General features: G+C 67.7%; 23 protein-coding genes and 4 pseudogenes. 11 read left to right on the top strand and 16 right to left on the bottom strand.

All coding sequences use genetic code 11. The features are described from left to right. Positions 1–1,281, bottom strand: a 1,281-nt coding sequence (locus NM1_RS39050; RefSeq protein WP_157124105.1) for a CocE/NonD family hydrolase, incomplete at its 3' end; no start/stop codon positions are given. A 164-nt stretch (positions 1,282–1,445) separates the two neighbouring features. Next, on the bottom strand, positions 1,446–3,152 hold the full coding sequence (locus NM1_RS39045) for an MFS transporter (protein ID WP_068032599.1): 1,707 nt from the start codon (positions 3,150–3,152) through the stop codon (positions 1,446–1,448). A 115-nt stretch (positions 3,153–3,267) separates the two neighbouring features. Here NM1_RS39045 and NM1_RS39040 point away from each other — a divergent pair, with 115 nt between their 5' ends. Together NM1_RS39040 and NM1_RS39035 are read left to right on the top strand one after the other, a co-directional pair. Continuing rightward, positions 3,268–3,762 (top strand): MarR family winged helix-turn-helix transcriptional regulator, encoded by a 495-nt coding sequence (locus NM1_RS39040; protein WP_068032597.1) that lies wholly within the window; start codon positions 3,268–3,270, stop codon positions 3,760–3,762. 104 nt (positions 3,763–3,866) lie between these two features. After that, complete coding sequence (locus tag NM1_RS39035) at positions 3,867–4,451, top strand: dihydrofolate reductase family protein (RefSeq protein ID WP_068032595.1); 585 nt, start codon at positions 3,867–3,869, stop codon at positions 4,449–4,451. 6 nt (positions 4,452–4,457) lie between these two features. On the opposite strand, the gene NM1_RS42835 is transcribed toward NM1_RS39035, so the two are convergent. Together NM1_RS42835 and NM1_RS42830 are read right to left on the bottom strand one after the other, a co-directional pair. Further along, positions 4,458–4,616, bottom strand: a complete 159-nt coding sequence (locus NM1_RS42835; protein WP_157124103.1) for a hypothetical protein — start codon at positions 4,614–4,616, stop codon at positions 4,458–4,460. Beyond that, positions 4,613–4,774: a hypothetical protein gene (locus NM1_RS42830; protein WP_157124101.1), complete on the bottom strand. Its 162-nt coding sequence runs from the start codon at positions 4,772–4,774 to the stop codon at positions 4,613–4,615. Before NM1_RS42830 ends, NM1_RS42835 begins: the two co-directional genes overlap by 4 nt. 201 nt (positions 4,775–4,975) lie before the next feature. Between NM1_RS42830 and NM1_RS39030 the strand changes: the two genes are divergently transcribed. The 4 genes and pseudogenes from NM1_RS39030 (at position 4,976) to NM1_RS39020 (ending at position 6,632) form a co-directional block, all read left to right on the top strand. Then, positions 4,976–5,269, top strand: a complete 294-nt coding sequence (locus NM1_RS39030) for a hypothetical protein (protein ID WP_147289172.1) — start codon at positions 4,976–4,978, stop codon at positions 5,267–5,269. Then, the gene (locus tag NM1_RS39025) at positions 5,260–5,802 is read left to right on the top strand and encodes a DUF6879 family protein (protein WP_068032592.1); all 543 of its coding nucleotides are present in this window, start codon (positions 5,260–5,262) and stop codon (positions 5,800–5,802) included. Before NM1_RS39030 ends, NM1_RS39025 begins: the two co-directional genes overlap by 10 nt. Next, positions 5,733–5,978 (top strand): annotated as a pseudogene (locus NM1_RS44765) (helix-turn-helix domain-containing protein); the annotation flags it as partial. The gene NM1_RS39025 and the pseudogene NM1_RS44765, both read left to right, overlap by 70 nt. A gap of 21 nt (positions 5,979–5,999) precedes the next feature. Continuing rightward, complete coding sequence (locus tag NM1_RS39020) at positions 6,000–6,632, top strand: DUF5753 domain-containing protein (RefSeq protein WP_255286277.1); 633 nt, start codon at positions 6,000–6,002, stop codon at positions 6,630–6,632. Positions 6,633–6,791: 159 nt separating this feature from the next. On the opposite strand, the gene NM1_RS42825 is transcribed toward NM1_RS39020, so the two are convergent. Continuing rightward, positions 6,792–6,959: a hypothetical protein gene (locus NM1_RS42825; protein WP_157124099.1), complete on the bottom strand. Its 168-nt coding sequence runs from the start codon at positions 6,957–6,959 to the stop codon at positions 6,792–6,794. Between the two features lie 219 nt (positions 6,960–7,178). On the opposite strand from NM1_RS42825, the gene NM1_RS39015 reads away from it, so the two are divergent. The 3 genes from NM1_RS39015 to NM1_RS39005 are packed head-to-tail and all read left to right on the top strand — an operon-like array spanning position 7,179 to position 8,858. Then, on the top strand, positions 7,179–7,520 hold the full coding sequence (locus tag NM1_RS39015) for a hypothetical protein (protein ID WP_068032588.1): 342 nt from the start codon (positions 7,179–7,181) through the stop codon (positions 7,518–7,520). Next, positions 7,489–8,025: a DUF6879 family protein gene (locus NM1_RS39010; RefSeq protein ID WP_068032586.1), complete on the top strand. Its 537-nt coding sequence runs from the start codon at positions 7,489–7,491 to the stop codon at positions 8,023–8,025. The genes NM1_RS39015 and NM1_RS39010 overlap by 32 nt, the downstream gene beginning before the upstream one ends. Continuing rightward, positions 8,022–8,858, top strand: coding sequence for a helix-turn-helix domain-containing protein (locus tag NM1_RS39005; RefSeq protein WP_068032583.1), 837 nt, complete (start codon positions 8,022–8,024; stop codon positions 8,856–8,858). Before NM1_RS39010 ends, NM1_RS39005 begins: the two co-directional genes overlap by 4 nt. A gap of 10 nt (positions 8,859–8,868) precedes the next feature. Here NM1_RS39005 and NM1_RS39000 read toward each other — a convergent pair whose 3' ends face one another. From NM1_RS39000 to NM1_RS38980, 7 genes and pseudogenes are all read right to left on the bottom strand, one after another. Continuing rightward, a complete protein-coding gene (locus NM1_RS39000; protein WP_068032581.1) occupies positions 8,869–9,483 on the bottom strand; it encodes a hypothetical protein in 615 nt (204 codons plus the stop codon). Positions 9,484–9,509: 26 nt separating this feature from the next. Continuing rightward, positions 9,510–9,668 (bottom strand): annotated as a pseudogene (locus NM1_RS44760) (recombination regulator RecX); the annotation flags it as partial. Between the two features lie 243 nt (positions 9,669–9,911). Beyond that, positions 9,912–10,493: pseudogene (recX, locus tag NM1_RS41740) on the bottom strand (recombination regulator RecX); the annotation flags it as partial. Positions 10,494–10,856: 363 nt separating this feature from the next. Continuing rightward, a pseudogene (locus NM1_RS44755) lies at positions 10,857–10,904 on the bottom strand (hypothetical protein); the annotation flags it as partial. 315 nt (positions 10,905–11,219) lie between these two features. Then, positions 11,220–12,263, bottom strand: a complete 1,044-nt coding sequence (gene recA / locus NM1_RS38990) for a recombinase RecA (protein ID WP_068032606.1) — start codon at positions 12,261–12,263, stop codon at positions 11,220–11,222. A 167-nt stretch (positions 12,264–12,430) separates the two neighbouring features. Then, positions 12,431–12,925, bottom strand: a complete 495-nt coding sequence (locus NM1_RS38985; RefSeq protein WP_373864099.1) for a VldE C-terminal domain-containing protein — start codon at positions 12,923–12,925, stop codon at positions 12,431–12,433. 239 nt (positions 12,926–13,164) lie between these two features. Beyond that, the gene (locus NM1_RS38980) at positions 13,165–14,202 is read right to left on the bottom strand and encodes an Lrp/AsnC family transcriptional regulator (protein ID WP_068032577.1); all 1,038 of its coding nucleotides are present in this window, start codon (positions 14,200–14,202) and stop codon (positions 13,165–13,167) included. A 101-nt stretch (positions 14,203–14,303) separates the two neighbouring features. On the opposite strand from NM1_RS38980, the gene NM1_RS38975 reads away from it, so the two are divergent. Further along, the gene (locus tag NM1_RS38975; protein ID WP_084520466.1) at positions 14,304–15,917 is read left to right on the top strand and encodes an MFS transporter; all 1,614 of its coding nucleotides are present in this window, start codon (positions 14,304–14,306) and stop codon (positions 15,915–15,917) included. Here the strand turns inward: NM1_RS38975 and NM1_RS38970 are convergent. Beyond that, a complete protein-coding gene (locus NM1_RS38970) occupies positions 15,829–16,677 on the bottom strand; it encodes a pyridoxamine 5'-phosphate oxidase family protein (RefSeq protein WP_246011775.1) in 849 nt (282 codons plus the stop codon). The genes NM1_RS38975 and NM1_RS38970 overlap by 89 nt on opposite strands. 121 nt (positions 16,678–16,798) lie before the next feature. Continuing rightward, on the bottom strand, positions 16,799–17,248 hold the full coding sequence (locus NM1_RS38965) for a VOC family protein (RefSeq protein WP_068032575.1): 450 nt from the start codon (positions 17,246–17,248) through the stop codon (positions 16,799–16,801). 153 nt (positions 17,249–17,401) lie between these two features. Here NM1_RS38965 and NM1_RS38960 point away from each other — a divergent pair, with 153 nt between their 5' ends. Then, positions 17,402–17,920, top strand: a complete 519-nt coding sequence (locus NM1_RS38960; protein WP_068032573.1) for a CGNR zinc finger domain-containing protein — start codon at positions 17,402–17,404, stop codon at positions 17,918–17,920. A gap of 1 nt (position 17,921) precedes the next feature. On the opposite strand, the gene NM1_RS38955 is transcribed toward NM1_RS38960, so the two are convergent. Both NM1_RS38955 and NM1_RS38950 read right to left on the bottom strand, forming a co-directional pair. Beyond that, positions 17,922–18,116, bottom strand: coding sequence for a DUF3046 domain-containing protein (locus NM1_RS38955; protein WP_068032571.1), 195 nt, complete (start codon positions 18,114–18,116; stop codon positions 17,922–17,924). Between the two features lie 174 nt (positions 18,117–18,290). After that, positions 18,291–19,454, bottom strand: a complete 1,164-nt coding sequence (locus NM1_RS38950; protein ID WP_068032569.1) for a glycosyltransferase — start codon at positions 19,452–19,454, stop codon at positions 18,291–18,293. Positions 19,455–19,655 lie beyond the last annotated feature (201 nt).

The raw sequence follows: 19,655 nt of genomic DNA, 5'->3' as shown, positions 1-19,655 counted from the left end.
CGAGCCCGGCCGCAGCGAGCCGTCCGCGCCGGAATGCCCGGCGGCACCGCTGGATTCGGCCGCGAGGTACAGGCGCCGCACCGTGGCGGTGGTCCGATCCGGAAAGCGGGGACCCGACACCCACCCGCCGCCGCCCTGGCGTCGGAGGGTGATCGGGCCGTAGCGCTCGATGCCGGTATCGCTGTCGCGGAGCCAGCGGTCGAACCACGCGCACTGCAACTCGTCGAGCGCCTGCGGGTTCCCCGGATCCCCGAACCCGGACCCGACACTGATGTGATAGCCGTCGTCCACGACGAGCTGCTTCGCACCCGCGGCGACTCCGACACGGTCGTACATCCGGAAATTGGAGCTGTTGTAGACATCGTGCCAGGCCCCGTGGATCCACGTCGCCGCGGTGATGTCCTCCAGCGCCGGAAGTCGCCGCGCCCATTGATCATTGAGATACGCGTCCGGATGACCGTCGGTGAAGGCGATCCGCCGGGCCCGCCCCAGCCAGCTGATCGGTTCCCGGCACCGGTCGAGCAGGTAGCGTCCGGCCACGCGATTGCGGACCATGCCCCGCGGCGACGGCAGCCACTTGCCCGCGTTGACGGCCGCCATCCACAGCGCCATGGCCGCCGTGGGCACACCGCCGGTGAGACCAAGTTCGCGCACCGGATCCTCACCGGCGACGATCGCGAAGACCGCGTCGAGACCTTCGGGTCGCCGCCCCGCGGCGATCAGCGCCGCGATCCCACCGTAGGAGATGCCGGTCAGCGCCAGATGCCCGTTGCACCAGGGCTGTTCGCGGATCCACGCCAGCACCTCGTCGTAGTCCCGGTGTTCGCGCGGGCTGAAGAAGTCCCAGTTGCCGGTGGACGATCCGGTGCCGCGCACATCCACGATCAGCACCGCGTAGCCCCGCGACACCAGGGTCCTGTTGGTGGCCCAGACATCCAGAACGCCACCGGCGGTGGTGCGCACCAGATCCCGACCGCGGAAGCGCCTGCGGTCCGACGGCCGCACCCGCCGCCCCGCCCGCCGCGCGGGCCCCGCGATGGCCGCGCCGACGCGATTGCCGATCCGGTTGTAGGGCGTGAAGTTGACGACCACCGGCAGGGCGTCCGGCACCGGAGCGGAGCGGCGGTGCGCCGGGCGAATCAGATCGGCGCACAGCACCGCACCGTCGGACATCGGAATCGCGACCGTCGTATCGGCATGCACGGCCGGGAATCTCGTGGGCCCGATATCGAACCGGGCGTCCGGCGGCAGCGCCTCGGTAGCGGAAAGCGGTGCGGCCACGGGACCTCCCGAGCTCGATCAGATCAGAGACGGAATAAAGTGTCTCAGAAGCATTCCCGAAGTACGAGGGTCTCGACGAGAACCTTCTGATACAGATACGGCCTCAACTCTCACGGCCCGCTCTCGAAACCATCACGCCTCGGAGTCGTCGGCGCCGGCGGTGCTCACACACCGACCAGCTCGTCGTCCACGGGTTCCTCCGGTTCGTGGTGCTCCAGGCGGGCGTCTCTGGGCAGCGCCAGGAATCCCAGGCTCACCAGCAGCATCAGTGCCGCGCCGAACCACAGGGTGTAGTCGAAGGTGTGGGCGAAGTTCACCGCGTTGGCCTGTGTACCCGCGCGCGAGAGCGTCTGTGCGACTTCGGGAGTGGTTGCGCTCTGATCGGTGCGGCAGCTGTCCGGTGTCGCGGTCGGATCCACCTGCGCGGACCGATCACGCACGCAGGCACCGAAATTCGCGAGAATCGTGTCCTGGACGGGGCCGGGCAGTCCCTGCGCGGACAGTTCGGCCCGGGTCTGCGGGGTCACCGCGTCCACACCGCGCGCTGAATCGTGATCCAGCTGGGTGAAGAACACGACACCGACCAGCGCGACGCCCAGCGCCATGCCCAGCTGCTGCCCGGTATTGAGCAACCCCGAGGCGCTGCCCGCCTCGTGGGCGGGGACCTGGCCGATCAGCAGGTCGATCGTCGGCGCGACCACCGCTCCGAAGCCGACGCCGGTGACGATCAGCGGGAGAAGCATTTGCCACGAGGCGAATTCGGCCTCGTAGTGCCCGGCCATCCACCCGTAGAGCAGGAAACCCGCCGCGGTGACCAGGCCGCCCGCGATGACCACGCGCCGCCCGAATCGAGGGGCGAGCACATTGACCGACAGTCCCGCCCCGATCCCGGCGCCGACCGCGAAGGACCCCGCCGTCAGCCCGGCCCGCATGGGCGTCCAGCCCAGCCCGCCCTGCATGAACAGCGTCCACGCCAGGAAGAATCCGCCGAACGCGATCCAGAACAGCAGCCAGGCCACGAGCCCGATCGTGTAGGGCCGCGACCGGAACAGCTCCAGGTCGATCAGCGGCGATCCGGTCGTGCGCGCCCGCCACCGCTCGTAGGCGCCGAACACCACGAACACCACGGCGGCCGCGGCGATCATCACGAAAGTCCATGCGGGCCAGTCGAGTCGGCGTCCCTCGGTGAGCGGATAGACGAGCAGCAGCACCGCCGCGACCGCGAGCACCATGCCGGGGATATCCAACCGGCGCGCGGCCGTGGAGCGCGATTCCCGCATCACCGCGGCCGCCGCCAGCAGTGCGAGGATGCCGACCGGCACGTTGACCAGGAAGATCGGGCGCCAGCTCAGGTCGAACAGATCGGCCTGGACCAGCAGCCCGCCCAGCGACAGACCGACCGCCGAGGCCGAGCCGCCGACTCCCCCGTAGAGCGCGATCGCCTTGGCGCGTTCGTTTTTCGGGAACGTGACCCGGATCGTGGCCAGGATCTGCGGCACCATCAGCGCGGCGAATACGCCCTGGACGAAACGGGATCCGATGAGCAGCGCCGGGCTGGTGCTGAGGCCGCAGGCCAGCGAGGTCAGCGTGAATCCGGCCATGCCGACGAGGAAGACCCGTTTCCGGCCGTAGATGTCGCCGAGCCGTCCGCCGGTGATCAGCACCGCCGCGAACGCCAGCACGTAGGCCGCGACGATCCACTCCAGCTGGGAGTACTCGGCATCCAGGTCGTCCTGGATGCTCGGCAGTGCCACGTTGACGATCGTGGCGTCGAGCAGGTCCATGAACCCGGCGGCGAGCACCACGGCGAAGGCGATCCAGCGGCGCGGGTCGAGCGGGGGTGAGTCCGCGGTGGGGTGGGCAGTGACCATCTCGGAGGACCTCGTTTCGGGATGGGTGGAAGCGACACCCAAACTATGCACTTAAGGTGCTAATCACGCAACAGTGCAATCACTGAGGGTTCCTAGTGTGCGGTATGCTGCATGGATGACCGAGGTTGATTCGTCGTTCGTGCCGTTGGCCGAGCGCACGGCGTTTCTGGTGGCGCAGCTGGGTTTTCATATCGGGTTCGGATTCACCGACGCGCTGGCGCCGGTGGGGATCGGGCCGCGCCACTACGGGATGTTGCGGCAGTTGCACGCGCGGGACGGCCAGACGCAGCAGCAGCTGGGCGATACCTTGCGCATCCATCGCAACGTCATGGTCGGCCTGGTCGACGACCTGGAGAAACGCGGGTTGGTGGAGCGGCGGCGGCACCCCTCCGACCGCCGCGCCTACGCGGTGCACCTGCTGCCCGCGGCGCACGAACTGCTGGCGCGGATCGAGCCGATCGTGCGGGAACTCGACGCGGGCCTGCTGGAGCCGCTCGACGCCGACGAGCAGGCGGCGCTGCGGAAGCTGCTGGAGAAGTTGGCCGTCGGCGCGGGCCTGATACCCGGCGTGCATCCGGGCCTCACCCGCGGGATGGGGCCTACCTGCTAGACGTCGATACGGCCCGGCTCGAGGTCGGCGCCCTTCCCGACCGATGAGTTTCACGGACCCGAGCGGTCGACACAACAACGGTCGAACGGTCGAAGGAGGCCCCGATGGGCAAGGTTCTCACTCATATGACGATGTCGCTGGACGGGTTCATCGCGGATTCGAACGACCAGGTCGGGGAGCTGTTCGAGTGGTACGAGGCCGGGGAGGTGACCGTGCCGAGCTCGAATCAGGACGTGGGGTTCCGGGTCGACGACGCCAGCGCGGCGATGCTGCGCGACCTGACCGAGAACACCGGCGCACTCGTCGCCGGTCGACACCTGTTCGACATCACCGACGGCTGGGGTGACAACCATCCGGCCGGGGCTCCCGTCGTCGTGGTAACCCATCGCCCACCCGAGGACGCCGCGCGGTGGCCGACAACGACATTCGTCGACGATGTGGCGGACGCGATCGCCCGGGCCCGGAAGATCGCGGGCGATCGGGATGTCACCATCGCCAGTCCGACGATCACCCAGCAGGCACTCGACCTCGGCCTGGTGGACGAGGTGTGCGTCAGCCTCGTGCCGGTGCTGTTCGGCGAGGGCATCCCGTACTTCGCGAAGCTCGGCCGCGGCCACCAACTCCTGGAGGATCCGATCGTCGTCCAGGGGCGGCGCGCCCTGCACCTGCGCTACCCGGTCCGGCGTTAGCGGTACTCAATCACCTTCCGCATCCTCGTCGTCGATCCGGTCGCGGATTGCCCGGACGGACCGGTCTTTCGGCGGTCGCTGCGGCCAGTACACCGCAATTATCAAGACGCCCAACGGAATACCGATCACCAGGAGCAGACCGACCTGCCAGCCGAACCAACTCACGACGCCTCCGGGCAGGGCCGGTCGCCGCACTCGGACACGGTGTCCTCGGTACGGAACTCCAGGTAGACACCCGGGCCGCCCTCGGCGGACTCATCCTCGTACACCCGGACCTCCAGCATTCCCCGCGGGGAATCGAAAACTCTTGTGCGCCACTCCATCGCGACTCCTGACCGCCGTTGGTGAGGCGACCCGGAGCCAGGATTTTTCCACCGATCCCGGGTGCCCGTTCCGACGCTAGAAACGACCGGGCCCCCGAGCCACAGAGTTGACAAAAGTTGACGACGAATCGGTGGTCACGATGGCTGCGAGCTGGGAAGATTACGGGGTCCTGATTGGATCCCCGTAAAGGAGTGCCCTCGATGACAAGTCTGCGTCTTCTCGGCTCTGGATCCGGGAACAAGACGTGCCCCTGCCTGTACGAAACGGAATCGGGGGGCCTGGTGGTGCAGGGCGTCGGCGAGCGCGGGGCGGCCGCCGTCACCGTGCCGCATGTCCTGCTGGACTGGGTGGAGCCCGGTAGGCGAATCACCGTGGACGCCACCGACATTCCCGGCAAGATCCTCGTGCGAGGGGCGCCGGCGAGTGCCGAGATCATGCAGCAACTGATCTTGGACGGCGACGAAACGGCAGTGGAGGTGCACCTATGCGAGTAATCGCGGCGCGCAACGACGACTCCTTCACCGGACTCTTTCTGACGGCGCGACATTCGGCACGGCATCTGGAGGTGCGCGACAACTACGCCGTGACCGAGGAGGCGGACGCGATCCGGGCGTGGCGAGCAGAGGGCCGCGTTGTCGAAACCGAAGCCGACCGCGAATGGACGCGCCTCGTGCGGACCCTCACCGCCCGCGGCGTGACCGTCGCGCGACTGCGCATCGTGTCGATACCACCCAGCGATTACGCCCGGTGGCTCGTCGCGACCAGCACGCACAACATCGCGGCCGGTGAGGAAATCCGCTGGCTCCCGAGAGATCTGGTGGAAGGGCCTGTACCGCTGGATGATTGGTGGCTGTTCGACCGAAATACGGCCGGATTCACCACGTTCGACGACAACGATGTGTACACCGGCCTTGCGGTGAGCGCGGACCCCGCGGTCGCGAAGGTCTGCGCCGAGGCATGGGATCGGCTGTGGCCACAGGGCATCGATCACGCTCGGTTCGCGAACAGCGAGTTCGCCCTGCGGTGAGCAATGTCGTCGCACAGGCGCAGGCGGCCCTCGGGGCCCGCCTCCGTGAGCTTCGCAGGGACGCCCGGCTGACCGGGAGGCAGTTGGCCACCGGGTGTGGCTGGCACCCGACGAAGGTGTCACATATCGAGAACGGCCGACGCCGCCCTTCCGAGGCGGACCTGTTGGCATGGTGTCGGGCGGTGGACAACACGCTCGTGTACGACGACCTGGTTGCCTCGCTGCGGAACCTGCGGTCGATGTACCTGGAATGGCGGCGCACGCTCGCCGCCGGGCACACTCACGCGCAGCGGCAGATCGGGCAGGAGTTCCGAGACGCCCGGCATATCCGATGGTTCGAGGAATCCATCATTCCCGGCATCCTGCAGACCGAGGCCTATGCGCGAGCGATTCTCACCGGATGTCTGAGCGTGCTCCCCGGCGTTCGGGACGACGTCGACGCCGCCGTCCGCCAGCGCACCGCCAACCGAGCGGTGCTGCGCGCCGGCGACCGGCGCTTCGCATTCCTGATCCACGAGGCGGCACTCCGGCGAACGGTCGGCGACACACCGGTGATGCGTGAACAACTGACCCGGCTGATCGACGACATCGCCAACCCACGCCTCTCCCTGGGCGTAATCCCGCTCAGCGCGCGATGGGTATGCCCCACACACGGTTTCACCCTGTTCGACCGCTCCTCCGTGACGATCGAAACCATCTCCGCCGAACTCACAGTGACCCGCCCCAGCGAAATCGCCATCTACGAGGACACTTTCGCAGCCATGAACAAGGTAGCAATCCACGGCACCAACGCAAACACCTTGATAGACAACATCTTACAAACCATCTGACCCAACTGGATCATTCGGCGTCCTCATGTTCGATCCGTTTGCGGATTGCCTGGACAGACCTATCTTTGGGTGTCTGCTGTGGCCAGCACACCGTAATCACCAAGACGCCCAACGGAATTCCGGTTACGACGAGCAAACCGGCCTGACAGGCGAGCGCGCTCACGACGCCTCCCAGTCGGTCGAGTCGTCGTATTCCGAATCCGCCTCGATGTCCCGGCCGTAGAGCTCGAGATAGATCCCCGGTCCATCGTCGACAGACTCACCCTCGTAAGCCTGAACCTCCAGCATTCCGCCGGGAAACTCGAAAATTCTTGTGCGCCACTCCATTGCGACTCCTGATAGCCGTTGGTAGGGCGACCCGGAGCCGGGACCGCTCCACCGATCCCGGGTGCCGGTTACGACGCTAGGAACGCATGTCCTGCCCACGCTAGGAGTTTGACAAAACTTGCTCATATTATGCGAACAGCTGGCTTTCACAGATTCTGTGGAGGAGTATCGAATACAGCACGGAAATCCTGTGCACACGAGCGGATTAGGAGCACGGTCATGCTCTTGCACTTCCTCGGAAAGGGCGGCTCGGGTACCAACGACTGCCCCACGCTCTACTCCACCGACCAGGACAGCTACATGATCATCGGGTGGAGGACAGGCTTACAGGAGTCCGTCGAGATTCCGCATCTACTCTTGGGCTTTCTCGAGCCCGACACATTTATCGGCGCCACCATGACCGACACCGGCAGGGGAACCTTCCTCGTGTCCGGTCGCCCGATCACGGACCGTGCGACGCTGGATCAGACGGCTATGGAGCCATACGAAGCGGCCATCGAGGTCCCGAAGGCAGAGAGGATGTACTACGGTGCAACTGATTCGCGACGATCAGTGGCCTGAGCTGTTCGGTCAGTGCAGGCGGGAAGCATTCCACGTCGAGTTCCGGGATACCTACGCCGTTCCGAAGGAATCAGAACCGCTACGACGGTTCCTCGATGGCCAACCGGACGACAACGAATGGTTCGAACCCTGGCGCCGGCTCGTGCGGGCGACAGTCGATCGAGGCGTCGCCATAACTCGGGTTCGGGTCGTGACGGTGCCCCATGTCGATTATCAGCGGTGGCTGCTCGCGCTTGCGGCGCTGAGTACCGAAGCGGGCGAAGACATCCGGTATCTGCCCCGGCATCGTGCCGGTGAAGTGCCTACCGACGACTTCTGGCTACTGGATGACGAACGGGTTGCCTTCAACCTGTCCGATGAGAATGGACGGGCTCCCGGTGCGTCGGCGTTGACCGCCGACGCATGGATTGTGGACCAATGCCGCCGGGTCAAAGAGCGACTGTGGCCGCTGGCGACGCCATACTCGGATTACGTGACCGAACATGCGGTAGACCTCGAGAGGTGAGCAACAGCGTTCGCGAGGCTCGGCAGGCGCTCGGGCAGAGACTCAGGGAGATCCGCCGCAGGGCGGGTGTTTCGGGTCGTGAGCTTGCCCGCTTGTCCGGGTGGCATGAGTCGAAGGTGTCGAAAATTGAATATGGTCGGGTAACCCCGTCCGATGCTGACATTCGCGCCTACTGCTCCCATACCGGCGCGAATGATCAGCTTGCTGATCTGCTGGCCACGGTGCACAACATAGATGCCGCATACATGGAGTACAGGCGTCAGCATGCGGCCGGACTCAAACGGGGACAACAGAAGTCGGTGAGGCTCGCCGAACGCTCGAAGCTGATGCGGATCTATCAGCCCGTTGTCATTCCAGGAATCCTGCAAACAGCCGAGTATGCCGAAGCCGTCCTGAGACACTCGGTCGAGTTCTACCAACTCCCTGACGACGTTGACGACGCCGTTTCGAAACGGCTCGAGCGCCAGCAATTCCTGTACCGGGGCGACCGGCGATTTCACATATTGATCGCCGAGCAGGCGTTAGCCACCTCGGTAGGCTCGGACGCTGTGATGGTCGGGCAGCTCGATCGCCTGATGGCAGTTATCGGTCTGTCGCGGGTGCTGCTCGGAATCATCCCGTCGCACACCGGGCCACCGATGCAAACAACGAACTTCGTACTGTTCGACAACCGCATGGTGACGGTCGAAGGAGTCACCGCGGAGCTGACCATAACCCAGCCACGCGAGGTGTCGGTCTATGGCCGCCTGTTCGAGATGCTGGCCAAGCAATCGGTTACCGGTGAGAAGGCCCGCGAACTGATCCGAGTTGCGCTCGAGACGAGGAGCGCGTGAAGCGGCGGGTTCAGCTGGCTGGAGGTGTCGGGACGATCTGTAGTCCGTCGACGAAGGTGTCGATATCGGGTTGGTACGTGTCCCGGTCGGCGGCCGTAGCCTCGACCGACATTCGGATCGGGTACAGCATGTCGCCTGCTAGGTAATCGAACCAGAGGAACTCGTGGTAGTGGTCTGCTCCATCGGTCTCGGACGCGGGCCGAATTCCGGTGGACCGGGTGCCGCGCCAACCGCACACCTGGACGTTCTCGGAGCGCCACTGCTGCCATTTGCCTTCGACCGAACGGAGCACGCTTACATTGTCGGCAGCACTGCGTGGACTGGACACGCCGAGGGTGACGGTCGCGCTGCCTATCCGTCCCGCGCGCCGCTCGGCGCGACGCACCACCAAATCGTCCCCTTCCCCCGGCGTCACCTGCCAGTACCTCAGTTGCGGAAGCTGGAGCGTGAAGGGCATATCGGGGCGCACCTTGGTGGTGAAGACGGATCCATTTTCCGCACTGGCGTCGCAGGCCGTGCGAATCGCCGGAGCCGATGTCGTCTCCGGCGAATCCGACCCCGCCCCGCCGCACGCGGCCACACTCGTCGCCACGACTCCGGCCAGCACCAGATGCCGAATCCTCATCACGGTTGCCAGCCTATCCGGGTGTGCTATTCGCCGAACTCGGCGGCGGCGAGTTCCTCCTTGACCACCGTGTAGGCGGTGGACTGGTTGTAGCCGCGGCGGGCCAGCATGCCGACCAGGCGGCGGATTGTCTTCTCGCGGTCCAGGTTTCGGGGCATGGTGCGGAGTTTGCGGCGGACCAGTTCGGCGGCGCTGTCGTGGTCGGCGGCGGGGTTGTGGTCGGCGGCGGAGTCTTCTGCGGCGGTGCCGTGCTCCGTGGTGGAGCTTCCACCTGCATCGTCGTATCCGTCGGCACCGCTGTACTCATCGACGTCGCGGTGCCCTGTGGCAGTGGCGTGGTCGGCGGGGGCCAGCGCGATATCGAGTGGCCTGGACGCGTTGCCGAACTTGCGGGCCGAATCTGCTCTGCTGTCGTCGAACTCGATGTCCGATAGTTCCGCCTTCACCACGGTGTAGGCGGTGGATGGGTTGTAGCCGCGGCGGGCCAGCATGCCGACCAGGCGACTCATTGCCTTGTCGCGGGTGAGGTGTGCGGGTAGGGAGTTGAGTTTGCGGCGGACCAGTTCGGCGGCGCGAACGTTCTCGTCCTCGGTGGTGACGGAGGCGAGCGCGGGTTCGGCATCGGCGGACGCCACGCCCTTGCGGCGCAGTTCCTGAGCGATCACCTTCTTGCCTTTGCCGGAGTAGGTGTGGCGGGAGTGCACCCACTGCTCGGCGAAGGCAGCATCGTCGATGAGCCCCACCTCGGCGAGCCGATTCAAGACCCGCTCAGCGACATCGGGAGTAAATCCCTTGGCCGCCAACTTATCCGCCAGCTCCGATCTGCTGCGCGCCCGATCGGTCAGCAGCCGCAGGCAGACATCCTTGGCCTGTGCCTCGGTGCCACCACCCTCGGGCTCCGAACCAGACTTCTCACCCCGCCGCCGACGCCCGCGCCGCCGACCCCGGCCGTCCGCATCCTCCCCGAACTCCTCCGACCGCCGATCGGACTGTGGCACATCGGCTTCCATGTGAGGCCGCCCCGTACCGCCACCGCGCCCGTCAGAGGTCTCGCGGCGCCGTCGGCCCCGCGGCTCGGCGTCATCCGGTGAACCGGTTGCGGCCCAATCAGTATCCGCGACACTACGATCGGTCTTCGAATCCACGCCCTTCCGCGAATGGCCACGCCGCCGAATCGGAGGCTCCTCGTCATCGGTCGACCCGTCGGCCACGATCGAGAACCGCGATGCATCATCTCCCGTGCTTCCGCCGGAAGCGTCGGTGACGGCGCTGACACCGGTGCGGCGCGGTGCGGTGCCGAGCAGGCCGATTTCGGTCAGCTCATCGAGAGCGAGGTGGATGACGTCGGCCGCAAATCCATTGGCGGCCAGCTCCTCCCCCAGCTCGGCACGGCTGCGCGCATGCTCGGCCAGTAAGCGCATGCTGGTGTTCTTGGCTTGGGTCTCGGTGCCACCGCTCTGATGCTCCGAGGGCGACGGCACCGTGGATGTCGAGCGTAGTTCGCGAGTGGTTCTCCCCCGAGACCCAGAACTCGAACCCGCGTCGGAACGCCAAACCCCCTGTGGCTCATCCCCGCTCGATTTCGCGCGCTTCGGCCGACGGCGCCCGCGAGCAGGATCGGGGCCCCCGCCCTCCATCTGCTCCAACTGCCGGCGCAGCCGCTCTACCGCCTCGAGCCGAGTCGCGCCGGGGTCCTGCACAGGATCGGACCCCGGCGCGTCCCGGTCTGGCATCGGTTAGAAGTCGACGGGCGCCTCGGCACCCGCGTCTGCGGTGACATCTGCTCCGATGCCGAGCTTTTCCTTGATCTTCTTCTCGATCTCGTCACGCACGTCGTGGTTCTCCAGCAGGAACTTGCGGGCGTTCTCCTTGCCCTGGCCGAGCTGGTCGCCCTCGTAGGTGTACCAGGAGCCGGACTTGCGGACGAAGCCGTGCTCGACACCCATATCGATGAGCGAGCCCTCCTTGGAAATGCCGTGACCGTAGAGGATGTCGAACTCGGCCTGCTTGAACGGCGGCGAGACCTTGTTCTTGACGACCTTGACGCGGGTACGGTTGCCGACCGCGTCGCTGCCGTCCTTCAGCGTCTCGATGCGGCGCACGTCCAAGCGCACCGAGGCGTAGAACTTCAGCGCCTTACCGCCCGTGGTGGTCTCGGGCGAGCCGAACATGACGCCGATCTTCTCGCGCAGCTGGTTGATGAAGATGGCGGTGGTGCCGGAGTTGTTGAGCGCGCTGGTCATCTTGCGCAGCGCCTGGCTCATCAGGCGGGCCTGCAGGCCGACGTGGCTGTCGCCCATCTCGCCCTCGATCTCGGCGCGCGGTACCAGCGCGGCCACCGAGTCGATGACGATGATGTCGATGGCGCCGGAGCGGACCAGCATGTCGGCGATCTCGAGCGCCTGCTCACCGGTGTCGGGCTGGGAGACCAGCAGCGCGTCGGTGTCGACGCCGAGCTTGCGGGCGTAGTCGGGATCGAGCGCGTGCTCCGCGTCGATGAACGCCGCGACGCCGCCGGCGGCCTGCGCATTGGCCACCGCGTGCAGGGCGACGGTGGTCTTACCCGAGGACTCCGGGCCGTAGACCTCGATGATCCGGCCGCGCGGCAGGCCGCCCAGGCCCAGTGCCACATCCAGCGCGATCGACCCCGTGGGGATGACCGAGATGGGCTGGCGCGCTTCCTCGCCCAGGCGCATCACGGCGCCCTTGCCGAAGCTCTTCTCGACCTGCGCCAGTGCGAGTTCGAGCGCCTTGTCGCGGTCGTAAGCCTGTGGTGCCATCGTCTGGTTCCCCTTCTGGACGGGTACGTCTCGTGTGTGGTTGGCGCCCACGTTAGAGGGCGGCACCGACAAGTTCCGCCGCACAGCTTAGACGAACACGTGTTCGAGGCAAGCGACGCGCCCGAAGACATCCGAAACCGCAGGCGCCCGCTCCGGACAGCGGGTGATCAACAGATGACGTTCACCGCGGCGTAAGGATCGAAGGATACGTGGACATGGTCGTAGTGATTGGCGGTCGAGCCGCCGCGATCCTCCATGGCGGACCAGCCGCCGCCGTCGTTGTGACGCTGCTGCCAGATCACGTAGTTCACGCCGAGGCGGTCCTTGTCGGCCAGGACGAAATCCGCGATCGCATCGCCCTGCGCGGCATCGGCGATCATGAAGTCCAGCGCCAGACCGGCGCCGTGGTCGTCATTGCCGCGCCCGGCGGCGCCACCGATATCCGCGACGGCGAAGGTCTTGCCGATCAGGTGGCCCACCTGCGCCACATGTGGGCGGGCCCCGGCCAGCTCGGTCGGGCACACGGAGTACTGCCGGGCCGGCTTGGCCAGCAGCGGGCCGTCACTGACCGCCGCCGGGAGCGCCGGTGCGATCCGAGCCTGCGGCGGGGCGGGCGCCGGGGACGAGTGCACACCGACCGCAGAGGGCGGTGGCGATTCGATCGCAGCGGCATCCCTGGCGGCCGAGCTCGGCCGGGTCACGATCCAGACGATGGCGACGACAACGGCGGCGACGCCACCGGCGACCGGCAGGATCAGTCTCCGACCGGTAGCAGGTTTGCGATGTTGACCAGGCACGACGCCGACCACCACCTACACTCGGGATAAGATCACGAAGAGATTACGAAGTTATCCCGAAACTATCACACGAGAGCCGGGCGGGGTGCCGGTAACGCAGGGCCTCAGCCGCGACTCGCCTGCGGCACCAGGGTGACGCGGTCGGTGTGCAGCAGCGCCTGAGCCTGTTTGAGCACCCGCAGCGCCGGGGTGATCTCGATGTCGGTGATGCCATCCAGAGCTCCCAGCCGCTCGGTGACATAGCGGTACAGGTGCGCGATGTCGCGGCAGACGACCGAGTTCAGCAGATTGGTCGCCCCGGTGGTGGCCGCGACGAAGGTGGCCTCCGGATGTGTCGCGAGTGCACGCCCGACCGCGTCGAGTTCGCCGGGGCGCACGCGCAGCCACAGCATCGCCCGCGTCGCATAACCCATCCGCTCGATCGCGAAGTCGAGATCGAAATACAGCACTCCCACCTGCTCGAGCTCCGCCATGCGCCGCGCGACCCGGGTTGCGCTCCATCCGGTTTCGGCCGCCAGCTGGGCGTAGGAGGCGCGCCCGTCCCGGGCGAGCACGGCCAGCATCGCCTCGTCGCCCGCCGACAGATCGACCGCCGCCTCCGGTCCGGCATCGCTGCCGCACCCGCGTTCGGGCCCCAGTTCCTGTCGCTGCCGCGCCGTGAGGAGGCGGCCGTAGCGCGGCCACTCCTCGTCCAGCGGGAACCGGTACATGATCTCGTAGGCCGACAGCCCACTCACCTGACTGGCTCGCGGAAGGGTGGTGAGCAGCAACCGATCTCGCTGATCGCCCGACCGCGGCCGACTCACGCACGTCACCTCGGAACCGGTCGACAGCAGCGTCACCCAGCTGACATCGGGCACCCGGGCCAGCGACTCGGCCAACCGCAGCGCCTTGTCGGGCGTGGACCGCAGCCGCAGCATCCAGCGGGTGCTGCCCAGCGGCACCGCGTTGACGAGCCCGGTGACGTGGAGCATGCCGCGCTGGCGCAGCGACCGGTAGCGCCGCGCCACGGTCTGCTCGGAGACGTCGAGGATCCCCGCGAGCCGCGCGAACGGGATGCGGGGGTCGGTGACCAGCCCGTGCACGATCTGCTTGTCGAGCAGATCGAGGACGGAGGATTCGTCGATCTTTTCAAGCTCCATAGTTGGAATCCAACGCAGATAGGCGACCGGGTAGGTAGATATTCAAGCATGCCGCACGCTTGGCGTCGATATCGTTCGCTCACACCCCTTCGGAGGTCGCCATGCGGAAATGGCTTCCCTTGTTCGCGGCGTGCCTCGGCACGCTGATGCTGCTCATCGACGTCACCATCGTCAACGTGGCGCTGCCCGACATCGCCGCCGACCTCGGCACCGGCCTCTCCGGATTGCAGTGGGTCGTCGACGGGTACGCGCTGGCGCTGGCGGCGCTGCTGCTGGTGCTCGGATCGCTGGCCGACCGGATCGGCGCGAAGCCGACCTATCTGGCCGGGCTGGTCGTATTCGCGGCCGCCTCGCTGGCCTGCGGAATCGCACAGTCGTCATCGATTCTCGTTGCCGCACGGGCACTTCAGGGCGTCGGCGGGGCGGCGATGTTCGCGACCACGCTGTCGCTGCTGCACGCCACCTACACCGGGCGCGACCGCGGCGTCGCCTTCGGCGCCTGGGGTGCGGTGGCGGGCGCTGCGGCGGGCATCGGCGTCGTGCTCGGCGGGGTGCTGACCGATCTGCTGTCGTGGCGGTGGATCTTCTTCGTGAACCTGCCGATCGCCGCGGTCACGATCGTGGTGTCCGCCCTGGTATTCGGACCGTCGGCGCGGCATGCGGACCGCCGGATCGACGTGGCGGGCATGGTGGCGTTCGCCGGGGCGGCGACGGCGGTCACCTACGGCGTCATCCGCGGCGGCGAGCACGGGTGGACCGACGCGCAGGCGATGGCGTCGCTGGCCGCGGGGGCGGCCGCGGCGGTGGCGTTCGCGCTGATCGAATCGCGCACCGCGGCACCGATGTTCCCGCTGACGCTGCTGCGGCGCCGCGAATTCGGCGCCACCCTGATCGCGGCCACCGGATTCAATTTCGCGGCCTTCGCGGCCAGCCCGCTGATCTCGCTGTGGTTGCAGCAGCAGCTGCATCTGACGGCGCTGCAGGCCGGCCTGTCCATGCTGCCGATGGCGGTGACCGCCTTCGTGGTGTCGGGGGTCTTCGGCCGACCGCTGCACGATCTCGCGCCCAAGTGGACCATCGGCGGCGGTCTCGTCGTGATCGGCGCGGGCACCGGCCTGCTCGCGACCATCGACACCGGATCGTCCTGGACCGCACTGCTGCTCGGCTACATCGTGGTCGGCGTGGGAGTCGGCGTGATGGCACCGGCGCTGGTGGCGGTCGGAATGGCGGCCGTGCCGCCGCAGCAGAGCGGCACCGCCGCGGGCGCGGTGAACACCGCCCGCCAGTTGGGCCTGGCGCTGGGAGTCGCGGTGCTGGGCACCGTCTTTCGCAGCGCGGCCGGGGACGGATCCCGAATCGCATTGCCGCAGTTCGTCGACGGGCTCGACGCGGCCGTCATAATGGCGAGCGCGGTCGGAATCGTGCTCGGCGCCATTGCCTTCGGCCTCTTCCACGGCGGGCGCAGGCACCGGAACCCGAGGCCGCCGAGCGAGAGGTACTCGCCGCCTGAACCGGCAGCCGTGCCGTCCTCCGAAATCCGACATCGGGGGACGGCACTGCCGATACGAAGACCGGAAGCCGCTCAGGCTCAGGCACCGCCATCCGCCCCCGGTTCGACCGGGGCAGTCAGACCGCCGGGTTCACCGGTGACAGCTCCGCCGGACCCCAGCGCAGTGGTCCGGCGTTGGCGATCTCGACCACCTCGGCGATCGTGAACTCGATGGCGCACTGCGCGCCGGGTGCGGATTCCGCTTCCTCCCAGAGTATTTCGGCGGTGCCGGTGAGTTGCAGCGTCGCTCCGCTCCGCCAATCCGGCACGAGGAGCCCGCAGCGGGGGTCGGTAGCGATGTTGCCCAGGGTCATGAACATGGAGTTGCCGCGGTAGTCGGGCCAGCGCAGCCGGTTCGGCGAAAGCACCTGCAGGAAACCGGGATTGCCGCCGCGATGGGAGGCGTCGGCATTGCCCTCCGTGTCCCGGGTGCCGACGAAGAAGGTATCGGCCGCCGAAATCGCCTGCCGCTGCCGGGAATCGAGCTCCGGCGACCTGCGGGCCTCGCCCGGTAGCACCGGCCGGAACTCCTCGACCGCGCGGCGGGAGATGTACTTCGGGCAGTTCGAGTACACCTGGTCGGTGGTGATGCGGATGCCGGTGTCGCCCGGTACCGCGGTGCCGTTGATCCGCATCCGGCGGCGACGCTGGGGTTGCAGTGCGATCATCCCGACCTTCCGGTCCGTGCGCAGCGGCTCGGCCAGCGGATCCCCCGGCGCCGGATAGGCATCGACGACCACCGTGCGCGCATCGGTGGCGTGTGCGAATCCGGGCATCCCGATGAGCTGACTCGCCCACATCCGGCCCGTATCGTCGGCGGCCGCGACGACGACCATGGGCTGCTCGGCCAGGAACGCCGCGGCCACATCGGGAATCTCGGGACGGATCATGCGGCCGACCCGCCCGGCGATGTCGTCCTGCCCCATGCGCCGCTGCACGGCCAGCTCGCCGGAATGAAAAACGGTGCTCACAAGCGTCTCCTGCGCCATCGGGATCATGGGGACCGGCGCGCACGCCGGCCCCCATGCGGTTGAACAATCCGGGGGCTCAGAAGAATCCGCAGGTCGGCGCCGCACCGCTCGGTGCCGGCGCGGACTCCGCACCGCTGGGCGCATAGACCTCGAGCCGGATGCCGTCGGGATCGCTGAAGAAGATCCCGCCGGAGGACGCGCCCTCACCGTGCGCGACGACACCGTCGTGCGCGAAGGTCACCGCCAGCTCCTTCAGCACGGACTCCACGGCGCGCACCTCGTCGAGGGTGTCGACCTGGAACGAAAGATGATGCAGTCCGGGTGTTTTCGGCGAGAACTCGCCATCGCTCTGCTGCCACAGCGTCAACCGCAGCTGCCCGTCGGCGCCGAGAAAGGCATAGCGATGTGCGCCGTCGCCGACGCCGAGCTGCTCGAAACCCAGTGCGCGCCGGTAGAAGTCCACCGAACGATCCAGGTCGGTGACGTTGAGGCCGATGTGACCCGTGGCGAGCTGGGGTGTGGTCATGGCGATCCTCCCGGAATCATTAACCATCGTTAGTTGTTTTGACGGTTAGAACATAGAGCGACGGCGGCCCCACAGTCAACCCTCTAAATAAATTTAGACGGTTAGACTGGCGAGGGTCGGACGGCGCTTCCGGGAAGGTGGTTAACCTCAGGCATGCTCGATCCACGCCCGCACGTCGGCGAACCGCTCGCCGTGGACCTGTTGAACACGCGGTGGATGGCGGCCGGTGCGGCGCAGGACCTGCTCACCGACGTGGCCGGTCTGCGCTGCTGGCTGGCCACCAACGAGCTCACCGGCCGCTGCCCCGCCGACGAGCGGACGCTGCGCGCGCTGGTATCGGCCCGCGCGGCCATCGAGCGCGTGGTGCACGGCGGATCCGCCGAGGATCTGAACCGGATACTCGACCACGGCCGCATCCGCCGCACCCTGACCGCAGACGGCCCCGCCGACGAGCCCGACGTGCCGAAACCCGAGTGGCTCCCGGCCTGGCTGGCCGCCGACAACCTGCTACGCCTGGTGGCCGAAACCCCCGGCCGGATCAAACAGTGCGCCCACCCGCAGTGCGTCCTGTACTTCTACGACACGTCGAAAAACGGTGCGCGCCGCTGGCATTCGATGACCACCTGCGGCAATCGCGCCAAGGCCGCCCGCCACTACGCCCGGAAAACCTGACTCACCATCGTGTGCGCGGAACGTCGAATTCTTTGCACAGCGCACGCCACACGTCGCGGGGGTCGATTCCGGCCTCGATGGCCTGGGCACCGGTGCGCCCGCCCATGGACGGCAGCACATGGTCGGTCAGCAGGGAGTCGCCGCGCACCACCCCGAACTCGGCGTGCAACATCTCCCGGAAGTCAGTCAATCGCACCGGGCCGAGGGTACCTGCCGTCGGAACCGGCTCACTCCGGGCGGGTCACGGCGCAGCGAGAGTCTCGAGTGTTCCCCGACCGGCCTGACAGGTCACGACCGCGTTGATCGCGGCAATATCTGCCGTCGCGACGCGGATTGTGTCCGCACAGGCCGGAACAGACCGCGCCGCGACTCATCGGGCACGCGCCGTATCCAGCACTCGGCGGCAGATCTCGACGGGATCGGCAACGTCGGCTGCCGTCGCCGATGCGGCCCGCGCGGCGGCCCGGAACGACGGTTCGTCGAGCACCTGCCGGACCGCAGCCCGCACGGCTTCGCCGGTGAACGGGCGCACCACGACCGAACTCCCTTGCCGGGCAGCGCGATTGGCCAGCTCCCACTGGTCGCCGCCGCCGGGAACGGTGACGACCGGCACCCCGGCCAGCAGGGATTTCGCCAGCAGGCCGTGACCGCCGCCCCCGACGACCACATCGGCATGCCGGAGCAGTTCGTCCTGGCGCCCCAAACCCGCTGTGGCCCAGGGCGGAACGTTCTCCGGCGGTGTGTGGATCATCGATACCGCCGCCCGCACACCCGCACCGTCCAGGGCCTCCAGCACACCCGCGGCCATATCCTGCACCCCCGTATGCGCCGTCGACGGCGCCACCATGACGAGGGGCTCGTCGCCGGGCGGCAGCGGGAGCACATCGTCGGTGGGCTCCCACAGCAGCGGACCGATCACGTGCGCGTCGTCCGGCCAGTCCGGCCGCGGCAGTTCCAGGGCGGGCAGGGTCGCGATCAGCCGCGCATCGGGGCCCGGATCGGATTCGGGCAGACCCACACCCACGCGGGCCTGTGCGCGCTGCCGGTCCCCGCGGTGGATCGCCCGGGCGGTCATGCCGCGCAGCACCGCGTCCCGCGCCCGGCCGCGCAGCCCCTCGCCCGGCGCGAGACCACTTCCGATGGGAGGCAACGCCTTCGACGGCAGATACAGCGGATGCGGGGACAGCTCCACCCACGGCACACCGAGTCGTTCGGCGGCCATACCGCCGCCCGCCGTGAGAATGTCCGACACCACCAGTTCGGGCAGCATCGCGCTCAGTTCGGGGAGAATCTCCGAGGAGATGTGCGCGGCGCGCTCGTGGATGCGCCGACCGGCATCGCCGTCGTCGTCCTCCGGGCGCGGCGCCAGCCCCTTCAGCCGCCGCACCCCGATCCCCGCCGCGCGGGCGGCGTCGAACCAGACGGGCGCGGTGAACAGCACCGGCTCGTCGCCCGCCGCGAGAAAACGCAGGCACAGCGCTATAGCCGGAAACGCATGACCAGGGTCCGGGCCCGCGACGACAGCCACTCGCATGAGCCCCAGGGTGCCACATCCGGGTCGCGTTCCCGCGCGGATACCCCTGGACTACCCACCTTTCACAACCCGGCGCCCCGAGGACCTACGGCTCCCGCAGCACGACCCGGCACGCCCGAACACCCATGGTTGCCGCGGCGGGGGTTCCCTCCGGCGGGACGCTGTCGCCTGCGACACGTTCCGTTCACGCACCCGCACTAG

Origin of the sequence: Nocardia mexicana NBRC 108244 (assembly GCF_001613165.1) — a bacterium.
In the GTDB taxonomy this organism is placed as follows: domain Bacteria; phylum Actinomycetota; class Actinomycetes; order Mycobacteriales; family Mycobacteriaceae; genus Nocardia; species Nocardia mexicana.
This window is presented reverse-complemented; position numbering and strand designations above follow the sequence as displayed.

Bases quoted from the DNA above. Each gene is read 5' to 3' on its own strand.
- NM1_RS38965 (WP_068032575.1), bottom strand. From the start codon at position 17,248: ATGACCACACCCCAGCTCGCCACGGGTCACATCGGCCTCAACGTCACC.
- NM1_RS39015 (WP_068032588.1), top strand. From the start codon at position 7,179: ATGCTCTTGCACTTCCTCGGAAAGGGCGGCTCGGGTACCAACGACTGC.
- recA (WP_068032606.1), bottom strand. From the start codon at position 12,263: ATGGCACCACAGGCTTACGACCGCGACAAGGCGCTCGAACTCGCACTG.
- NM1_RS38970 (WP_246011775.1), bottom strand. From the start codon at position 16,677: ATGGGGCAGGACGACATCGCCGGGCGGGTCGGCCGCATGATCCGTCCC.
- NM1_RS38975 (WP_084520466.1), top strand. From the start codon at position 14,304: ATGCGGAAATGGCTTCCCTTGTTCGCGGCGTGCCTCGGCACGCTGATG.
- NM1_RS42830 (WP_157124101.1), bottom strand. From the start codon at position 4,774: ATGGAGTGGCGCACAAGAGTTTTCGATTCCCCGCGGGGAATGCTGGAG.
- NM1_RS38950 (WP_068032569.1), bottom strand. From the start codon at position 19,454: ATGCGAGTGGCTGTCGTCGCGGGCCCGGACCCTGGTCATGCGTTTCCG.
- NM1_RS39030 (WP_147289172.1), top strand. From the start codon at position 4,976: ATGACAAGTCTGCGTCTTCTCGGCTCTGGATCCGGGAACAAGACGTGC.
- NM1_RS38960 (WP_068032573.1), top strand. From the start codon at position 17,402: ATGCTCGATCCACGCCCGCACGTCGGCGAACCGCTCGCCGTGGACCTG.
- NM1_RS39040 (WP_068032597.1), top strand. From the start codon at position 3,268: ATGACCGAGGTTGATTCGTCGTTCGTGCCGTTGGCCGAGCGCACGGCG.
- NM1_RS39000 (WP_068032581.1), bottom strand. From the start codon at position 9,483: ATGAGGATTCGGCATCTGGTGCTGGCCGGAGTCGTGGCGACGAGTGTG.
- NM1_RS39025 (WP_068032592.1), top strand. From the start codon at position 5,260: ATGCGAGTAATCGCGGCGCGCAACGACGACTCCTTCACCGGACTCTTT.
- NM1_RS39045 (WP_068032599.1), bottom strand. From the start codon at position 3,152: ATGGTCACTGCCCACCCCACCGCGGACTCACCCCCGCTCGACCCGCGC.
- NM1_RS42825 (WP_157124099.1), bottom strand. From the start codon at position 6,959: ATGGAGTGGCGCACAAGAATTTTCGAGTTTCCCGGCGGAATGCTGGAG.
- NM1_RS39035 (WP_068032595.1), top strand. From the start codon at position 3,867: ATGGGCAAGGTTCTCACTCATATGACGATGTCGCTGGACGGGTTCATC.
- NM1_RS38980 (WP_068032577.1), bottom strand. From the start codon at position 14,202: ATGGAGCTTGAAAAGATCGACGAATCCTCCGTCCTCGATCTGCTCGAC.